The sequence below is a fragment of the Agarivorans sp. TSD2052 genome (assembly GCF_023238625.1).
In the GTDB taxonomy this organism is placed as follows: Bacteria; Pseudomonadota; Gammaproteobacteria; order Enterobacterales; family Celerinatantimonadaceae; genus Agarivorans.
Map to the genome: position 1 here is coordinate 3,142,590 of NZ_CP096670.1, position 19,649 is coordinate 3,162,238.

15 protein-coding genes and 1 other annotated feature are annotated in these 19,649 nt (G+C 44.9%); of the genes, 6 read left to right on the forward strand and 9 right to left on the reverse strand.

Going from position 1 to position 19,649, the window contains the following annotated elements:
• Positions 1-370: 370 nt before the first annotated feature.
• From hpf to M0C34_RS14215, 4 genes are all read left to right on the forward strand, one after another.
• The gene (hpf, locus tag M0C34_RS14200; protein WP_248712342.1) at positions 371-745 is read left to right on the forward strand and encodes a ribosome hibernation-promoting factor, HPF/YfiA family; all 375 of its coding nucleotides are present in this window, start codon (positions 371-373) and stop codon (positions 743-745) included.
• Between the two features lie 87 nt (positions 746-832).
• Positions 833-960, forward strand: a sequence feature (Phe leader region).
• A gap of 16 nt (positions 961-976) precedes the next feature.
• Complete coding sequence (aroF, locus tag M0C34_RS14205) at positions 977-2,980, forward strand: 3-deoxy-7-phosphoheptulonate synthase (RefSeq protein WP_248712343.1); 2,004 nt, start codon at positions 977-979, stop codon at positions 2,978-2,980.
• A 259-nt stretch (positions 2,981-3,239) separates the two neighbouring features.
• Positions 3,240-3,677, forward strand: a complete 438-nt coding sequence (locus tag M0C34_RS14210; RefSeq protein ID WP_248712344.1) for a hypothetical protein — start codon at positions 3,240-3,242, stop codon at positions 3,675-3,677.
• 113 nt (positions 3,678-3,790) lie between these two features.
• Positions 3,791-5,581 carry a bifunctional helix-turn-helix transcriptional regulator/alpha/beta hydrolase gene (locus M0C34_RS14215; RefSeq protein ID WP_248712345.1) on the forward strand — a complete coding sequence of 597 codons (1,791 nt, stop codon included), beginning with the start codon at positions 3,791-3,793 and terminating at the stop codon, positions 5,579-5,581.
• A 90-nt stretch (positions 5,582-5,671) separates the two neighbouring features.
• On the opposite strand, the gene ffh is transcribed toward M0C34_RS14215, so the two are convergent.
• Complete coding sequence (gene ffh, locus M0C34_RS14220; RefSeq protein ID WP_248712346.1) at positions 5,672-7,072, reverse strand: signal recognition particle protein; 1,401 nt, start codon at positions 7,070-7,072, stop codon at positions 5,672-5,674.
• Positions 7,073-7,215: 143 nt separating this feature from the next.
• On the opposite strand from ffh, the gene M0C34_RS14225 reads away from it, so the two are divergent.
• On the forward strand, positions 7,216-8,007 hold the full coding sequence (locus M0C34_RS14225; RefSeq protein WP_248712347.1) for a cytochrome C assembly family protein: 792 nt from the start codon (positions 7,216-7,218) through the stop codon (positions 8,005-8,007).
• A 72-nt stretch (positions 8,008-8,079) separates the two neighbouring features.
• Positions 8,080-9,363, forward strand: coding sequence for an HlyC/CorC family transporter (locus tag M0C34_RS14230; RefSeq protein WP_248712348.1), 1,284 nt, complete (start codon positions 8,080-8,082; stop codon positions 9,361-9,363).
• A gap of 88 nt (positions 9,364-9,451) precedes the next feature.
• On the opposite strand, the gene luxS is transcribed toward M0C34_RS14230, so the two are convergent.
• The 8 genes from luxS to oadA form a co-directional block, all read right to left on the reverse strand.
• Positions 9,452-9,961 carry an S-ribosylhomocysteine lyase gene (luxS, locus tag M0C34_RS14235; protein WP_248712349.1) on the reverse strand — a complete coding sequence of 170 codons (510 nt, stop codon included), beginning with the start codon at positions 9,959-9,961 and terminating at the stop codon, positions 9,452-9,454.
• Between the two features lie 52 nt (positions 9,962-10,013).
• Entirely contained in the window at positions 10,014-10,640 is a 627-nt protein-coding gene (locus tag M0C34_RS14240) for a transglycosylase SLT domain-containing protein (protein WP_248715642.1), read from the reverse strand.
• A gap of 4 nt (positions 10,641-10,644) precedes the next feature.
• Complete coding sequence (gene gshA, locus M0C34_RS14245; RefSeq protein WP_248712350.1) at positions 10,645-12,222, reverse strand: glutamate--cysteine ligase; 1,578 nt, start codon at positions 12,220-12,222, stop codon at positions 10,645-10,647.
• 86 nt (positions 12,223-12,308) lie between these two features.
• The gene (locus M0C34_RS14250) at positions 12,309-15,152 is read right to left on the reverse strand and encodes a M16 family metallopeptidase (protein WP_248712351.1); all 2,844 of its coding nucleotides are present in this window, start codon (positions 15,150-15,152) and stop codon (positions 12,309-12,311) included.
• A gap of 34 nt (positions 15,153-15,186) precedes the next feature.
• Positions 15,187-15,618, reverse strand: a complete 432-nt coding sequence (locus M0C34_RS14255; protein ID WP_248712352.1) for a YqaA family protein — start codon at positions 15,616-15,618, stop codon at positions 15,187-15,189.
• A 9-nt stretch (positions 15,619-15,627) separates the two neighbouring features.
• A complete protein-coding gene (locus M0C34_RS14260) occupies positions 15,628-16,233 on the reverse strand; it encodes a beta-phosphoglucomutase family hydrolase (protein ID WP_248712353.1) in 606 nt (201 codons plus the stop codon).
• 480 nt (positions 16,234-16,713) lie between these two features.
• Complete coding sequence (locus M0C34_RS14265) at positions 16,714-17,847, reverse strand: sodium ion-translocating decarboxylase subunit beta (protein ID WP_248712354.1); 1,134 nt, start codon at positions 17,845-17,847, stop codon at positions 16,714-16,716.
• A 12-nt stretch (positions 17,848-17,859) separates the two neighbouring features.
• Positions 17,860-19,635, reverse strand: coding sequence for a sodium-extruding oxaloacetate decarboxylase subunit alpha (gene oadA / locus M0C34_RS14270; RefSeq protein WP_248712355.1), 1,776 nt, complete (start codon positions 19,633-19,635; stop codon positions 17,860-17,862).
• Positions 19,636-19,649: the final 14 nt, after the last annotated feature.

Here is a 19,649-nt window from a genome sequence, read left to right on the forward strand (position 1 = left end):
CGAATAAATGACCCAGTGGCATGGCTAATGATAAGTTTGGCTGATAAATGAACTAATATAGAAGAGACAACCAAAAAGAGTGAAGAAATAAACAACACAGAGAAGATTAACAGACGCAACAAAGGCGAATGGCGATTTAGTTCGCGGTCGAAGTGACCCAGTAACTTGCCTTGTTATCTTTTCAAATGTGCCGAATAAAGCCTTCGGATTCAAGCATTATTGTGTTATTTATCCTACTTTTCGCTAGATAGTCACATTCAAGCTTGAGGAAACTTTAAGGCTTATAAAAAAGTGATCTAGAACTGGTTTTTTATTTTTAGAGATCGTATTCTGAACTTGAAATAATTACTACAGAGTCTTTGGGAGGCTTATGATTATTGATATTACCAGCAAGAATATTTCTATTACCCCAACCATTCGTGAGCACATTGCCGCGCGCTTTGAAAAATTGGAAAAAAATCAAATTCCGCTCATCTCACCAAAAGTGATCATTACCACCGACAACAAGAAGGTAAAAGTAGAAGCGAAGATTAACCTGCCAAACGGACAACTGTTTGCCAGCGATGAGCACCAAGACCTGAGTGTGGCGATTAATAACTTAGGACAGAAATTGGAGCGACAACTGCACCGTTTCCAAGACAAGCCTAATGCCCACCGCTCTAGCCGTTCAGGGAAAGATTTCTTAAGAGAGCCTGCCGAAATTGATGACGGCGAGCCTAATCCAGAGGATGAACAAGCCGCATAAGGCTTAGTTAATAAAAGTAATACCAAGGATTAATCTCTTGGTATTACTTGACTTTAACATGATTGCTTTTTAGTCTGATCGCATGAAAATATTCAACACCCGATTTTTGTTTGGTTTCTTTTTTATTCCACCCTTATAGGGAGGCGGACGGAATTGGTGTAAAAAAGAAAACACACAGAATTCATAAAGCCTCCTTCTTAGGAGGCTTTTTTTATAGACAGGGAATACAACATGGCAGACTTAGAGCAGATCCGAACAAAAATAACAGAGCTCGATCAATCGCTATTATCTTTACTCACTGAGCGTCGCCAACTCAGCGTTGAAGTGGCTAAAAGCAAAATAGAAAACCCCAAAGCTATTCGCGACCAAGAGCGCGAGCAGCTATTGCTGGTAAAGCTGATCAATAAAGGCCGCGAATTAGGCTTAGATGCGCACTATGTAACGCAGCTTTACCACACAATTATTGAAGACTCGGTGCTCTCTCAACAAGCCTTTCTGCAAGGTATTACTAACCCTGATAAACATACGCCGGCGGTACGTGTCGCATTCTTGGGTAATAAAGGGTCATACAGTAATATTGCCACCCATCAATACTTCTCTCGTTACAAAAAACAAATTGTTGAGTTTGGCTGTAGTGGCTTCCAAGACATTGTAGATACCGTTGAATCTGGCCAAGCTGATTACGGTATGTTGCCGATTGAAAATACTAGCTCTGGCAGTATTAATGAAGTTTACGACGTCATGCAGCATACCAGTTTGTCTATTGTGGGTGAGTTATCGATAGCTATCGACCACTGTGTTTTAGCACACCCTAACGCTAATTTAGAACACATTACGACCTTGTATGCGCACCCTCAACCTTACGCGCAATGCAGTGCTTACCTACGAACTTTAGCAAGCACTCGAGTTGATTTTGTTGATAGTTCATCAAAAGCAATGGAAGTGGTCGCCAGCGGCGACGACTTAACGGTTGGTGCGATTGGTAGTCAGGTCGGCGGCGAAATGTATGGCCTACAAGCGCTAAAAACAAACATTGCCAATCAGCAACAAAACTATACTCGTTTCATTGTGGTATCTCGTAAACCGGTCGATGTTGCTGAACAAGTGCCAGCTCGCACGACCTTTATCATGTCTACTGCACAACAGGCAGGCTCGTTGGTTGAAGCGTTGTTGGTATTGCGAGAGCATGATATCAACATGAGTAAGCTAGAATCTCGCCCAGTACAGGGTAATCCTTGGGAAGAGATGTTTTATGTTGACGTATCCGCCAATGTGAAATCTGCGCAAATGCAATCTGCTTTGGCCGAGTTAACCCGTTTAACTCGCTATATCAAAGTCTTAGGTTGCTACCCAAGTGAAAATGTAGACCCCACCTTAATTCCGCTCGAAGCGTTAGCCCATCAGCAGATGACCGGCAATGAAGCGCCTAGCTTAATCAATACCGTGCAAGCTGATGGAGCCCTATCAAGTCGTTCTCATAAATCAAGTAACACCGTAGTCCGTGTTGGTGATGTAAAAATAGGTGATGGTGGATTTATTACCTTCACGGGACCAGGCGCGGTTGAGTCAGAGCAACAGATACTCCATTGTGCGGGCGCAGCTAAAGAAAGTGGTGCGGCTGTATTAGCCGCAGGTTGCTTCAAGCCTCGCAGTTCTCCTTATAGCTTCAAAGGTTTAGGTGAAGAAGGGTTAAATTACCTAAACGTTGCGGGTAAAAAATACAAGTTACCCACAATGACCGAAGTCAGTGCGGTAGACCAAGTAGTCATGTTAGCTGCTAAAGCTGATATTTTGCATGTTCGCTCTCGCCATATGAAGAACTTCAACCTATTAAAAGAGTTAGGTAAATCAACGCGCCCTATTCTGCTAGAGCGCAACAATATGGCTTCGATAGATGAGTGGCTGCATGCCGCAGACTACATTTTGGCGCAAGGTAATCAGCAAGTCATTTTATGTGAAGCCGGAGTGAGAACTCTAGAAGGTAAAAACAAGCTTACTTTGGATCTAGGTGCTATTAGCTTACTTCGTCAACGCACCCACCTACCTATTGTAGTGAATCCAGGCGAAGCCGTTGAAGATTTAAGTGCGGTAGCCCCAATGGCTAAAGCGGCCAAATTGTTAGGTGCTGACGGTATCGTGCTTTGCGCCCACCCTTCACCTAGCGACGCCAGTGTAGACGCGGATAAATCTCTCGACTTTAATCAGTTACAACAACTAATGTCAGCGCTTTATTAAAGCTGGTGAGTTAACAGAAAACTACCGCTAAATACGCGGCCTTGGTATTTCACCGAGGCCGCGAATCTTTCCCCCTAAGACAGCCCTACCCACCACCCAGCGACTATCATTGATACCTTCCCCCCCGAAAACTGATTAAAGCCACATTATTTAACCATTCGCTTACTTTTCACCTATATGGGTGATGTAGCAAAACGGACGATTTTATATATTAGTTCAATGGGTTTGACGTCTTTAGATAATGACTAATAAAGGGACGATGATGAACATCTTATATCCTTTGGCTCTCGCCCTAGGGGGGGCGATACTGGTTAGTACTGACCAACGTGAACAGCTTGAGCAGCCAACCATCCCATCAAAACTGGAAATCATAGCCATTGATGGCAAACTCGAAAATGCTCAAGTCTGGCTAGACCGCAACAACAATTTTATTTGCGACCTTGACGAACCTAGCGCAACGTCAAATAAATTTGGCAAAGCTTCGCTCAATATCACCGCTTACCCTGAGTACAGCAAATCCCCAATAGTGGTGATGGCGATTGCAGGCCAAACCATCGATCAACACTTACCGAATAAAACGATAAGCCATTCATACTTGATGTCGGCCCCCGCAGGACAAACAGAAATAAGCCCTTTGTCGACCTTAGTACATTTAGAGATGATAAACCAAGGCGGCCAAACACTCAGCAGCAATTGATCTAGATGCTAATCTATGCCGATTAGGCACCGCTTTCGCTTTATTTTTCGCCCTCATGCCGTTAACGTTATTTTACAATCTGCTTGTCATTTTAATTGGATAACAATGACGTTATGCGTAACACGGAACCGTTACCCGAAACTCTAATAGGCAAAATTTACGATACCTCCTTAAACCCTGCTCAATGGCCGGAGCTATTGGAGCAGCTGGTAGAATACCTTCCTCTACAGGCTCAACAACTTACTGGCGAACACGCCATGTTGGGGAGCGAAGGACAACTAAGTACTTGTGTGGTGCCATCCCCAAACAAAGTGTTAGACGAACTAGTCGCACACCTTGAGCGCAGTGCTCACATTTGCCAACAAATCGCGAAGGGCCAAGACCAGCAGCTTTTGCAAAACAAGCTGTTTGAACAACTCCCTCTTCCGGCCTTGTTGCTTTCATCAACAGGGCAAGTACTGCAAACCAACCAGCAAGCACGTAATACGCTTGAAAAAACCACGTCGTTAAAAGTCAGTGATGCCAAAGTCGTCATGGCGCAACGGCAAGTTCAACGCCAATTTAACCAAGCAATGGAGCAACTGTGCGCTCCAAACCCTAAACATAGCTCGATAAGCTTACAGGTGGGAGAAAGCTTCCAACCAAACAGCATTAGCTTAAATTTATCTCGAGTGGTTGATGTATGGCAGCAAGGTGGCCAGGTTCTGGTGTTAATCGCTTGCGCAGAAGCTTTAGTGGAGGTTGATTTAGACAGTTTCGCTGCACGTTATAGATTAACGCCGGCTGAAGTACGCATCATGGCTCAACTTCTAAAGGAGCGCACCCTCAGTCAGATAGCTAGCAACAACACCATTTCAATCAATACGGTGCGAACTCAACTAAAGGCTATCTTTGCTAAAACCGCTTGCCACCGACAAAGTGAGCTAATAAAACTGGCTTTAACCCATGGTAGCACCAAAACTGCTAAACCTCAGTTAACGCCCAGCTTATTGCAACAACAGCACCTTAGTGCGCCATGTTACCATCAGCAACTGCGCTTAGATGACCGCCAACATGCCTATAGCGATGTGGGCTTAAGCTCTGACTTACCCGTGTTAATGTTTCACCCCAGCACTGGCTCTCGCTTACAACAACACCCAAATAAAAATACAGTATTCGAACAAGGGGTAAGGCTCATCACCGCTGACAGAGCAGGTTTTGGTTTAGCCAGCACAAATTATAAGCCGAGTTTACAACAGTCTGCTAAAGATAGCTTACGTCTGGCTGACCATCTAAAGTTAGATCGGTTTTGTGTTGCCGGTTTTTGCGGAGGAGGGCCTTTTGCCTTGGCGTTAGCAGCATTAGCACCTGATCGGGTGATTCATACTACGCTGATTAGCAGCGTGACCCCTTACCAACCCATAAAACTTTTGCACGGGGTAAAAGCAAGCAACAAGCTGCTTGCCTATATTGGCTTAAATGCACCGAATATAATGCACCCCTTGCTAACCTTTCTTGCTCGTAATGTAATGAGTGACCCTGAGCGCTACTTCGATCAGGTCTATCCATTTTTATGCGAAAGTGATGCTGCGGCCCTTTCTGAACCGGAAGTAACCAGCAACTTTCTATTAGCTTTTAGGGAGGCAATGCGACAAGGACCATCAGCATTTGCCAATGAATTATCTTTACTCAGCCAAGACTGGTCGCTGAATCTGTCTGAGATAAACTCCCCCATCAGTATTTGGCATGGGGCTCAAGATCAGCATGTGCCGATTCAACTAGCTCGCTTACTTTGTAGCGCCCTACCCAATGCAAAACTGCATGAATTACCAGCACATGGTCATTTGCTTATCTATCACTGCTGGGAGCAAGTGCTAAACAATATAAAGCGCAGTGCTAAACGACCCCAAACCTGTCTAGCTTAAGCGCCCCCCTTTTATGCTGATAGCCGCGTTCTAAAACAACAAAGCCCAGTTTTCTACTGGGCTTTGAGAATTAAATGACCTGAAATATAGTTAGAAACGACCGCGGCCACCACCGCCCATTCCACCCATACCGCCCATTCCACCCGGAGGCATCATGCCTTTCATTTGGCTCATCATCTTACGCATGCCACCTTTACCCGACATTTTTTTCATCATTTTTTGCATCTGAGTAAATTGTTTAAGCAACTTATTCACATCTTGAATCTGAGTACCTGACCCCATCGCAATACGACGCTTACGCGAGCCTTTAATAATTTCAGGACGTTTGCGTTCACCAGGCGTCATTGAATTGATGATCGCTTCCATTTGATTGGTTAGCTTATCATTCATTTGATCTTTAACATTGTCAGGAACTTGGCCCATACCAGGCAATTTATCCATCATGCCCATCATGCCGCCCATACTTTTCATTTGTACTAGCTGTTCACGGAAATCTTCTAAATCGAAGCCCTTACCTTTTTGAACTTTTTTGGCTAGCTTTTGAGCTTGGTCTTTATCAACCTTACGCTCTACTTCCTCAATTAAAGAGAGAACATCTCCCATACCCAAAATACGAGATGCAATACGATCAGGGTGGAACGGTTCTAACGCGTCGGTTTTTTCACCCACACCCATAAATTTAATCGGCTTGCCAGTAATATGACGAATCGATAGTGCAGCACCACCACGTGCGTCACCATCGGTTTTAGTCAAGATAATACCGGTTAATGGCAGCGCTTCGTTAAAGGCTTGAGCGGTGTTTGCAGCATCTTGCCCCGTCATGGCGTCAACCACGAATAAGGTTTCTACCGGCGTGACTGCTTCATGTAAGGCCTTTATCTCGCTCATCATGTCTTCGTCAACATGCAAACGACCCGCAGTATCCACTAACAATACATCGGCAAATTGCTTACGCGCTTCTGCAATAGCACCGTTGACAATATCGACTGGATTTTGGTTTTCATTACTCGGGTAAAAAATGGCATCAACTTCAGTCGCTAAGGTCTCAAGCTGTTTGATTGCAGCGGGGCGATAAATATCGGCGCTCACTACCATCACTTTTTTCTTTTCACGCTCTTTTAAGAACTTAGCGAGTTTGGCTACAGAAGTAGTTTTACCAGCCCCTTGCAGGCCAGCCATCATCACCACCGCCGGAGGCTGAGTCGCTAAATTTAGGCTTTCGTTAGAGTCGCCCATAGCCGCTTCAAGCTCTTGCTGGACAATTTTAACGAATACTTGACCAGGACTAAGGCTTTTATTGACTTCTTGGCCCAGCGCACGTTCTTTTACTTTTTTGACAAACTCACGAACCACCGGCAAGGCTACGTCGGCTTCTAACAAAGCCATACGAACTTCACGTAGCGTATCTTTGATGTTGTCTTCAGTTAAGCGGCCACGGCCACTAATATTCTTTAATGTTTTCGAGAGTCGATCAGATAAGTTTTCAAACATGCTATTTCCTGTTGATCATATAGCGAGCATAGTTCAGCCGGCACATTATACCTTAGCAACGAGATTCTAAAAGCTAATTCTAGCTCTAGCTGATTAGGCCGAGTATACTGAATGTCCAACAATCAGTTAGTTAACTTAAAATCATGAATGTATTGGTACTTCCTACCACCATATTTTATCTGTTAGCCGCCTATGTTTGTATTACCGGTTTAGTAAACAAACAAAGTGGCCCTAATAAATGGTTATGGCTCAGCGCAGGCTGCGCCATTGTACTGCATGGCGTTTGGGTTGCTGAACATTTATTTTTAGCCCAAGGGCAAGATTTAAGTATTTTTAATGTGGCAGGTTTAGTGAGCTTGCTGATCGCCATCACTGTCACCTCTTTGACCCAACATTTTAAGTTGTGGTTTATTCTCCCTGTGGTTTACCTGTTCTCGATTATCACCATGCTGCTAGCGGTAATGATCCCCAGCGATTACATTATTCATCTGGAGCTTAAACCCGAAGTATTAATCCACATCAGTGTCGCCTTAGCTGCTTTTACGGTATTGATGATAGCGAGTCTTTATGCGCTGCAAATGGCTTATTTAGACTGGACCTTAAAACGGCATAAACCCGGTGCTATTCACCCGGCAATGCCTTCGTTAATGAGTATTGAGAAACAACTATTTTTGTTGATTCGAGTTGGTGTCATCTTACTGAGTGTTTCACTGCTCAGTGGTTTCTTTTTCTTGACCGACTTTTTTACCGGCGGTAGAGGCCATAAAGCTATCTTTAGCTCTGTTGCTTGGCTGATCTACGCGGGTTTATTGTGGGGTCACCACTATCGGGGCTGGCGAGGCAAGATAGTGGTAATAATGACGGTAATTGCGTCGATATTGCTGTCTTTAGCTTATTTTGGTTCACGCTTTGTTAAGGAAATTATCCTTAGCTAGCAAACTCACCTTGACAGCCCTTTGAGCCAACATATAAATTAGAGGGCTTATACTAATCAAGGATTCTCCTGCTTGGACGACATCTCTACGAGTAGCTTATTATTACTGCTCGTGTTCCTCATTATTTGCTCTGCATTTTTTTCTAGCTCTGAAACTGGCATGATGTCGCTTAATCGCTACCGTCTGCGGCATCTAGTTAATACGAAGCACAATGCAGCCAAACGAGTCGACAAACTACTGCAACGCCCAGATCGCTTAATTGGCCTGATTCTTATCGGTAACAATCTAGTGAACATCTTTGCCTCGGCTATCGCAACGATTATTGGATTACGTTTATTTGGTGATGTAGGTGTCGCTATTGCTACTCTTGCCCTTACTTTTGTGATTCTTATTTTTGCCGAAGTCACACCAAAAACCATGGCCGCGCTCTATCCTGAAAAAATAGCGTTTCCTGCATCATTGTTGTTACGCCCGTTGATGAAGCTATTGTTTCCAGTGATATGGGCCACTAATGGGGTTACCAATGGTTTACTTCGCCTGCTGGGCGTAAACCCTGAAAACAAAGATGGAGAGGCCTTAAACTCAGATGAGTTACGCACGGTTGTAGACGAAGCGGGCACGATGATACCCAAGCGCCACCAAGATATGTTGTTAAGTATTCTCGATCTTGAGAAAGTGACGGTAGACGACATCATGATCCCGCGAAATGAAATTGCGGCTATCGACATCAACGATGATTGGGAAAGTATTCTACGCCAACTAACCCAAAGCACTCACACTAAAATCTTGTTGTTCCGCGATACCATTGACGATTCGGTGGGTTTTGTTCATTCGCGTGACGCCTTACGCCTGCTTTCGCGTGAGCAGTTTGATAAGACCTCCATGCTACGAGCAGTTAAAGAAATTTACTTCATTCCTGAAGGCACTCCGCTTAACGTTCAACTATTAAAGTTTCAACGCCGCAAAGAACGCATTGGTTTAATCGTGGACGAATATGGCGATATTCAAGGCTTAGTCACCCTAGAAGATATTCTGGAAGAAATCGTTGGTGATTTCACCACCAGTATCGCGCCCGCACTGAGCGATGAAATTCACCCACAAATTGACGGTAGTTATTTAGTTGAAGGCACGGTAAACGTTCGAGACCTGAATAAGGAAATGACCTGGAAGCTGCCCACCGATGGTCCTAAAACGCTTAATGGGCTGATCGTAGAGCATTTGGAAGACATTCCAGACGCCAATCTCTGTCTTCGCCTCGCGGGCTACCCCATCGAAATTGTGGAAACAGAGAACAATACAGTGAGCCTCGCTCGAGTGATGCCGGCGTTTTACACCAAGCCTAAAGAAAAGCAATAAGGGGTGAAAAACCGCTGAACCGCAAGGTGCTTTATTGCAGCGATAAAAAAACCAGCATACTGCTGGTTTTTTACCTTAAGCAGTCCGTTTACAGCTTACCTAAGATCTCATCAGACAAACCCAGTTGGTCATTTTGGTTTACGCTGATACCGCGATCAATGATGTTCTTAGCAATACTTTTGGCTTCATCCAGCGAGTGCATAGAGTAAGTGCCACATTGGTACTCATTAAGCTCAGGGATGTCGCTTTGATTAGCGACAGCCAATACGTCATGCATCGACGCTAACCATGCTTCTGCTACTTGCTGTTCGTTAGGGCTACCAATTAAGCTCATGTAAAAGCCGGTACGACAGCCCATTGGTGAAATATCAATGATTTCTACATCGGCAGAGTTTAAATGCTGACGCATAAAGCCAGCATATAAGTGCTCTAGGGTATGGATCCCTTTCTCTGACAATATTTCTTCGTTAGGTACGCAGTAACGTAAATCAAAAACAGTAATGGTATCTTTGCTCGGCGTAGACATGGTTTTGGCTACTCGAACCGCAGGTGCGTGCATGCGCGTGTGATCAACGGTAAAACTATCTAATAAAGGCATGATTTTCTCTCTTCATCTCCCAGCGGAACTGGGCTTACATAATTGGATGTATTCAACCAAAAAATAGCCGCCAAAGCCAGCTACTATCTAGATCGTCTTTACACTTATTATACTGTGCCGCATAACGTTTAGAACGTTGGTCTACGGTACCAGCAACTTTCACTAACCATTGTTTTTGTCGATACGTACCGCGCTTATAGCCGCCCCACCCTTCGTGGTAGTTGAGGTACTGATTACGCGCGTCCCATTTAGAAACACCGTTTATGGTGTGTGTTTTGGTGGTAAACCAACCCATAAAATCGATAGCATCATCAAAATTGGTGCGTGAAGACCAAGAGTTACCGGTCTCTTTGACATAATCATCCCAGGTCATGGTTTTAGCTTGGCTATAGCCATAAGCGCTGCTTGCTCGCCCTACCGGAATAAAACCTAACCAATATTGCATAGGTGGCCGAGCATTATGTTTAAAGCTTGATTCTTGATACATCATCGCCATGGGAACATGCACCGGTGTTCCCCATTTCTTGTTCATTTTTTTGGCCGATTTATACCAATCTCGCTTTTCTTCAAAAATACTACACAAGTTTTCAGGGTCTTGTGGCGGTGCGCTACTGCATCCAGCCAAAATAGCTAAACCAGAAACTAACAACACTACCCTGGCAACCCTAACAACAATCATTTCCCTATTTATTGGCATTCTCAAAATACTTCGCTAAAAAGTGATCAAAATCGAGGTCATCACTGGCTTCTATTGCTTGTTGATCAATAAAGCTTTGCTCAGCCATCGCGCTAAAGTCATGAGCTTGCCAGTTAATACTCGAATGACCAAGCATCTCATCGCGATACTGTGCAGCCCATTGCAAGCCTAAGCCACTGTTGTCTTCGGCTTGCTCTTTTAATAACCGCAAAAAGCGCGAAGAATAAGTATTGTCGTTGACAACATCAGCGAATACTTCGTCTAAGGCATCAGAAAAATCACGACTCTCGCGTTGTATATCGAGTAATTCGGCAGCTTGCGCCATCTGAGCGAGCAGCGTGTCGATGTGTTCAGGTAGCCGCTTGGTACTTTGCCCAATGCTAAGCGCTAACTCAGGATTACGCCCCTGAATCGCCACCGAGTTAAAGTTATTTCGGCATTGCTGCAACTCAGCTTGATCCATTTCTGGCGAATCCATTAATACACAGGCGAGTAACAAACTATCAATAACCCGCACTTGTGACTCCGTGACACCGACAGCACTATACGGGTTAACATCCAAGGCACGAATTTCAATGTACTCAATGCCATCTTCTGCTAAAGCTTGTGAGGGAGTTTGCCCAGGCTTGGCCACGCGTTTCGCGCGGATCGGTGCGTAAAGTTCATTTTCAATTTGTAATATATTGGCATTTAACTGGCGGTACTCACCATCCACTTTAACGCCAATTTTAGCAAACTCATCTGAGTGACTACTAACGGCTTTGCGAACACTTTTCACATATTCACTAACGCTATTGTAGTTAACGTATAACGCGTTTTGCGCCGAACTGGTATAACCCAAATCACTTAAACGTAATGAGGTAGCGTAAGGGAGGTATAAGGTGCCACGGCCCATACTCTCAAACGCTAGTTCGCTTTCGCCAGCGTTCATAAACGAACCACATAAGGCCGGTGAAGCACCATACAAATATGCCACTATCCAACCGAAACGGTAAAAGTTACGGATTAGCCCCATATAACGCTGCGAGATATACGCTGATAGAACTTGTGTATCACCTTCAACCTGCTGCAGGGTTTGCCAAAACTCTAGAGGTAATGAAAAATTATAATGAACCCCAGAAATAACCTGCATGGCACTGCCATAGCGGTGATGTAAGCCTTGGCGGTAGGCATGTTTCATTTTACCAATATTTGATTGACCATAATCAGCCAAGACAATATCTCGGTCGTTGCCGATATAACAAGGCATACTTAAGGGCCATAAGCGCTGACCATCAAGTTGTTTCAGCGTTTCATGGTGAATATCCGTAAGCCTTGATAACACCTGTTCTACGCTATCAGAAACTGGCGTAATAAACTCGAGTAAGGTTTCGGCGTAATCAGTCGTAATTAAGGGGTGAGTTAAGGCTGCCCCAAGAGCTTTAGGATGGCCATTAGGCGCTAACTTCCCCTGCTCACAAATACGTAATGCTTCACGTTCAATACCGCGCTTTATGCCTAGCACACCGGTATCTGCTAATGCTGCGCTTAATTGCGTCAGCCGAGTCGTAAATTGTTGAGTCAAGTTGAACTCACTATGTTGTTATAACGCGTAATGGGGCAAAGCATAGCGAGTTCACTGGCTTTTTGCCACCATCGGCGTAAGTGCTTTTACAATGCAAGTTCTTGAACTGGCATACCTATTTTCTTTAATTCTGGTAACAGCTGCTGTTTATCCCCCACCACGACCACAATCATTTGCTCAGGCGAAAAATACTTAGCGGCGAGTTGCTGTAACTCTGCTTGGCTAATACTGGCAGTAATTTGGTTCTGGGTGGCGACAAATTCAGGCCCTAAATCAAAGGCCAACATTTGCATCAGAAATGAGGCCTTTTGCGAAGGGGTGGCATAAGCTAGTGCCTCTTGCTGCGAAACCGCACTGCGCATATAAGCCAGCTCTTGTTCGCTTGGGCCGCTCTTTGAGTATGCCGCTAACTCTAAGAGTAATTCTTTAATCGCTGGCGCGGTAGCGTCTTGACGCACGTCGGTAGAAATCACAAAGCTTCCACTGTCTTTAAAACCACCAAAGCCACTACTTACGCCGTAGGTGTAACCCTTATCTTCACGTAAATTGATATTGATGCGACTATTAAAATTGCCACCAAAGTTAAAGTTCATCAAATTCGCTTTAAAGTATTCACCGGTTGCATCGTAAGGCATCGCTGAGCGACCTATACGAATAACCGACTGCACAGCACCAGGTTTATCTAACAGGTAAATAGTATTACTCGTCGCGGATGGTTTCGTTGCCAAAGAAGCTATTTGGCTGGCCTGGCCTTGCCATTGCTGAAGCACTTCAAGTGCCAACTCTAGCTCTGTTTGGCCTAAATTGCTCACCGCTACCAGTTGGCTACCATTGGGTTGATAATGACCTAACCAAAACTGTTTAACATCGTCAAGAGTGATGGACGCTACACTATCTCGGCTACCAGCACTCGATGTTGCTAACCGGCTACCTTCACCAAAAAACAAACGTTGGCTAGCGATACTGGCCAACCAACTTGGTTGATTAAACTTTTGTTCAATACTTTGTAAATGACGCGCTTTTTCTCGGGCAAATTCTTGTTGATCAAACGCTGGGGTAAGTAAGCGTTGTTGTAAAATATCTAAAGCCTGAGGCAAAGTTTCAGTTAACGAGGTCAGGTTAATGTTCTGGCTATACAAACCACCGCTAAAACTCACCGATGCCCCTAGTTCTTCAAGCTGATCGGCTAAATCGGCGGCTTTGGATTGCTGGGTGCTTTGCATCAGCATTTGGGCAGTTAATTTAGCTAAACCTTCTTTACCTACAGGTTCTGATATGCTGCCACCGGGCATTCTAAACTGCAGTGTAACGGTCGGCGTATGCTGCTCTGAGGTCGCTAATATTTGTAAGCCATTACTTAGCGTGGTTTGCCATAACTCGGGCAGTTTAACCGTCACTGCGGGGCCTGACGCAGGCTCAACACTTCTATCAAACTTATCATGCACTTCACGCAACGCTAGCTGCTGGTCATCAAGATGTTGATACTCTGGCAGCACCCTCGGTTCTGGTTGATAATTGTCTCGCCCAGCAACAAGCTGAGTTTGCCCTTTCGGCACCACACTCATTACTACCCTAGGTTTATTCAATATGTAGTGTTGATAGGCCTGCTGTACGTGTTTATCGTCTACATTTTTGAACTGTTCTAGCACTTGGCTGATATATAAAGGTTGGCCAAAGAACGTTTCGCCAAACGCCAGTTGGGTCACCACATCAGAGACACTTTCTAAGCTATAAATGGTTGACGCTTTGAGTGAAGCACGCACCCGTTGTAAATCGTCAGCGTTTACCCCTCTAGCCGCAAAATCATTAATCGCTTGGTCAACCTCACTTTGTAGCTGCGCCAAGGTTAAACCTGCTTGTGGGTTGGCTCTTACATAAATCGACAAGGTACAGGCCATCTCTCGGCAATAGTGAGAGCTACCAGCCGATAAAGCCTTGCCGCTTTCTACTAAAGATTGGTATAGCAAAGAGCTTTTTCCCCCACCCAAAATTTCGGAGAACATATCCAAGGCGACCTCGTCTTCAGCGCCTGCGTATACGGTGGGGTAGCTAATGTAAAGCAGCGGAATGTGCACTCTGTCTTCTAGAGAGATATAACGCGTTTCGCTTAGCTGTGCTGGTTGCGGCTCGATAGGAGGAACGTCAGGGCCGCTAGCAATACTGCCAAAGTATTGGTTAATCCAGGCAAGCGTTTGCTGTTCATCGATATCACCGCCAATGCTTAATACTGCATTATTAGGTCCATACCACCGCAAGAAAAACGCTTTTAGGTCATTAACATCCACCCGATTAAGGTCTTCGACGTAACCAATTGGTTGCCATGAATAGGGGTGTTCACGCGGATACAAGGCTTCATCAACCCGCTCCGACAACAAACCGTAAGGGGCATTATCAACTCGCTGAGCGCGTTCATTTTTTACTGTGTCACGTTGAATTTCAAATTTCTTCTGGCTTACGGCATCCAATAGAAAGCCCATCCGGTCCGCTTCTAACCACAGTACTTTTTCCAGTTGGTTTGCCGGCACGGTTTGATAATAGTTAGTACGATCTTTAGAGGTAGAGCCATTCATGGTTCCACCGGCTTCGTTAATAATGCGAAAATGTTCTTGGTCACCGACGTGTTTAGAGCCTTGAAACATCATGTGTTCAAAGAAATGAGCAAAGCCAGATTTGCCGGGTTCTTCACGATTAGAACCTACATGATAAGTCACATCTACATGCGCTAGTGGCGCATTATCGTCTTGATATAACAATACGGTTAAGCCATTGGCTAAACGATATTTTTTATACGCAATTTGAATGTCACTATTATTGGCCTGTGATGCCTCAATTAGCTCAATGCCTTTTGGTAGCAGGGTATCTTGCTTGGAATCTACCTGGGTACACCCCACTAAGCTCAAAATGCTAAGCACACTTAACCATCTAAGCACTATACTGACCTCTCTATATCTAAAATAATGGCAATTAAATACTGGCTATCGAGCTGCCGAGCAGCAATAGCAGAGTGTAACGAATCGTTTTTCCAATCAACATCGCCAACGTACATTGCCAAACGGAAAGCTTGGCAGCGCCAGCAATAAAGCACAATGCGTCGCCAATCACCGGGGCCCAACTCATTAATAAGCTCCAAGCACCGTATTGACTCAACCAAGGCTTTGCTTTGGTTTGTTCACTAATATTAGGTAACCACGTGAACCGTCGATTGCCGTAATTAAATGCGCCCCAGCCCATCGCAAAAGTGACTAAACCGCCAATGGTGTTTCCGACACTGGCCACCACCAACAAACTCAACCATTGCTCTGGCACTTGCGTCGCTAAGCTGAGTAATAATACTTCGGAGCTGCCCGGCAACAACGTGGCCGACACAAATGCACTAACAAACAGTAAGACTAACAATAGAACGGCCTACTCAACAAAATAGTTCGCTGGCCACAAATCTCTTACATCGATGACGTCCATGCCGGCCGCCTGCGCAGCAGCGACTCCAGCGTCAGCATCTTCGAATACTAAGCAAGCTTGCGGCGGCACCTGCATTAATTCGGCACACTTCAAAAAGGTATCGGGTGCCGGTTTATGCTCTGCGACTAAATCAGCCCCAACAATCGCCTTAAACTTGTCGGCAATCCCCAGCTTAGCTAACAGCAATTGGGCCTGTTGCTGACTCGCACCAGTACCTACCGCCATTGGCTTTTTACCGAGGTAGTACTCAAACACCTCAATCAAAGGCGTGGCAAGCACTTCATTATTCACTAATTGGTGGTAATGCTGTTCTTTAGTTTCAACCACCGCAGCAACATCAACATTAGTGATATGGGCATCCGCCAGCAGTTTTTCAACCGATAGCCCCGTTGGCATGCCACTCATGGCTAACATTTGTTCGGCGGTATAAGGAATATTGAATAACTGTAAAGCAAACTCCCAAGCAGATTGGTGTTGCTTCATAGAGTCGATGAGCGTTCCGTCCATATCAAAAATAAAGGCTTGGTAGTTTTGGTATTGTTGGATATTCATTGAGTACTCTTTGATTACTAGGGCTAAACATCTGCCGATTCAGCCAGCATCATACCAATAACCATAAACAATAGTTTACTAAATTTGGTTTGAGCTAAACTTATATTAAAACCTCATTCAACTCTGATCACGAATACTGGGGGGTTGCTTGATTGTTCTTTGAAGGTTAACGCAGAAGCCGCTTAAAGCGCTTCGCAACAATTGCTTCAGCAGGTAAACTACCAATAGCTCAATTACTTAAGTGGACAGTGGAAATACTATGGTTCGTTTCTTCTTAATTCCTTTGTTACTCACTTTGCTTTGGACACTATTTTTATTCCATTTCGGTTTAAGTTTTAAGCAAGGGAGAAAAGGCTATTATTGGATAATTGGCGTGAGTAGCCTACTCATTGGTTTTTTCAGTTTAATGATTTGGCTTACTCATTAAAGCAAAAAAAAAGCTTGCCGAAGCAAGCTTTTTAAGTGATGTCATTGCGGCAATTAGCCACCCACTAACGAAAGCAGCACACCGGCAGCAACCGCACTACCAAGCACACCAGCCACGTTTGGCCCCATAGCGTGCATTAGCAGGAAGTTATGAGGGTTAGCTTCAAGTCCAACTTTGTTTACCACACGAGCAGCCATAGGAACCGCCGATACACCAGCAGCGCCAATCAATGGATTAATCTTACCACCACTCATTCGACTCATTAATTTCGCCATCAATACGCCAGAGGCAGTACCAATCGCAAAAGCCACCGCGCCCAAACCAAGAATACCCAAAGTTTCTACGGTTAAGAACTTGTCAGCAGACAACTTAGAACCCACCGCCAAACCGAGGAAAATGGTGACAATGTTAATCAACTCATTTTGTGCAGTTTTGCTCAAACGGTCAACCACCCCACTTTCACGCATCAAGTTTCCTAAACAAAACATCCCAACTAGTGGGGTAGCTGCGGGTAAGAATAAGATGGTGAGGCCAAGCACAGCGATAGGGAAAATGATTTTCTCACGCATGCTTACTGGACGAAGTTGCTCCATCTGAATTTCGCGCTCTTCTTTGCTGGTAAGAGCTTTCATAATTGGAGGCTGAATAATCGGCACCAACGCCATGTATGAGTATGCCGCTACGGCAATTGCACCGAGCAAGTCTGGCGCTAATTTCGACGCCAAGAAAATGGCTGTAGGGCCATCCGCTCCACCAATAATGGCGATAGCAGAAGCATCGGCTAAGGTGAAATTAAAACCAGGAATCACATTAAGCGCAATCGCACCAAATAGTGTGGCGAAAATACCAAACTGCGCAGCAGCTCCCAATAGCAACATTCTGGGGTTCGCAATAAGCGCACCAAAGTCAGTTAGTGCACCAACCCCCATGAAGATCAGTAGTGGGAACACCCCCGTTTCGATACCAACATGGTAAATGTAGTAAAGCAAACCGCCTTCATCATTGAAACCCGCATTGGGTATGTTTGCGAGAACTGCACCAAAGCCAATCGGTAGCAATAACAACGGCTCAAACTTTCTAACAATTGCCAAATAGAGTAATAACAGGCCAACGGCCATCATCACCAACTGACCCACCTCGAAATTAGCGATGCCTGTTTCAAGCCAAAGCTTCTTTAATCCTTCCACGTTTCGGCTCCTTTACGCGATGCTAAGTAGGACTTCACCTACCGCAACCGCATCACCTTCTTTAACCAGAACCTCATCAATAACTCCGGTTTTAGCGGAACGAATTTCGGTTTCCATTTTCATTGCTTCCATTATCAGCAATACATCACCTTCTTGTACGCTAGCGCCTGGCTTAGCCAGTACCTTGAAGATGTTACCCGCTAGAGGAGCCGGTACAGCCTCTCCTTTGCCACCCGCTGATTTAGCTGGGGCTGCGGCAGGTGCTGCATTAGCCGCTGGCGCTACGCCGTCAATTGAGCCTTCAGGCCCAACATCTACCGTATACAATTGACCGTCTACTCGTACCGAGTAGGTTTCTACTGCACCCGGCTTAACCGCAGCAGCAGGTTTAAGATCATCGGCACTTGGTACCGGTTCAAAGGCTTCAGGGTTACCGCGATTGTCTAAGAACTTCAAACCAATTTGCGGGAACAGAGCATACGTTAGTGCATCGTCAATGACCGCATCAGCCAACTTAAAGCCTTTATCTTTGGCATGTTGCTTAATTTCAGCTTCTAAACGCTCCATTTCAGCTTCTAGAAGGTCTGCCGGTCGACAAGTAATTGCTTCTTCACCGTTTAACACTTTAGCCTGTAATTCAGCGTTCAGCTCGCCCGGTGCTTTACCATAGTGACCGCTTAATATACCGGCAGTCTCTTTGGTAATCGTTTTATAGCGTTCACCAGTGAGAACGTTAAGTACCGCTTGGCTGCCAACAATTTGCGAGGTAGGCGTTACTAACGGAATGTAACCTAAATCTTTACGTACTTTAGGGATCTCAGCTAATACTTCGTCAAGCTTATCGGCCGCGCCTTGTTCTTTCAGTTGACCTTCCATGTTGGTTAACATGCCGCCAGGCACCTGCGCGATAAGAATACGCGAATCGATCCCCTTTAAACTACCTTCAAACTTAACGTACTTCTTACGAACTTCACGGAAGTAAGCAGCAATAGACTCAAGCTTACCTAGATCTAAGCCTGTGTCACGCTCTGTACCTTCTAACATCGCTACGATGGTTTCTGTAGGGCTATGACCATAAGTACAGCTCATTGACGAAATGGCGGTATCGATGATATCAACGCCTGCTTCAATGGCTTTTATATGAGTGGGTAAACTCAAGCCGGTAGTCGCATGACAGTGCAAAGCAATCTCTACATCAGTTTCAGCCTTAAGGCGCTTAATTAAGGTTTCAGCTTCGTAAGGTTTTAATAGACCAGACATATCTTTGATAGCAATTGAGTGACACCCAAGGTCTTCTAAACGCTTGGCAAGGTCTACCCAGTTATCAGTAGTATGTATCGGGCTAGTCGTATAAGAAATGGTGCCTTGAGCATGAGCACCGCAATCTAACGCTGCTTTAACCGCTGTTTGGAAATTGCGAGGATCATTCATCGCATCAAAAATACGGAATACATCCATCCCATTTTTTACTGCACGCTCAACAAAACGCTCTACCACATCGTCAGCATAATGGCGGTAACCTAATAAGTTTTGACCGCGTAATAGCATTTGCTGTTTAGTGTTTGGCATCGCTTTTTTAAGCTCACGTAAACGTTCCCAAGGATCTTCGCCCAAGTAACGAATACATGCATCAAAAGTTGCTCCACCCCATGTTTCTAAAGACCAGTAACCAATTTGGTCGAGTTGCTCAGCAATAGGCAACATATCTTCGATACGAAGGCGGGTTGCTAACAATGATTGATGCGCATCGCGCAATACAACATCGGTTAATGCAAGTGGTTTAGACATTGCGTTAAATCCTC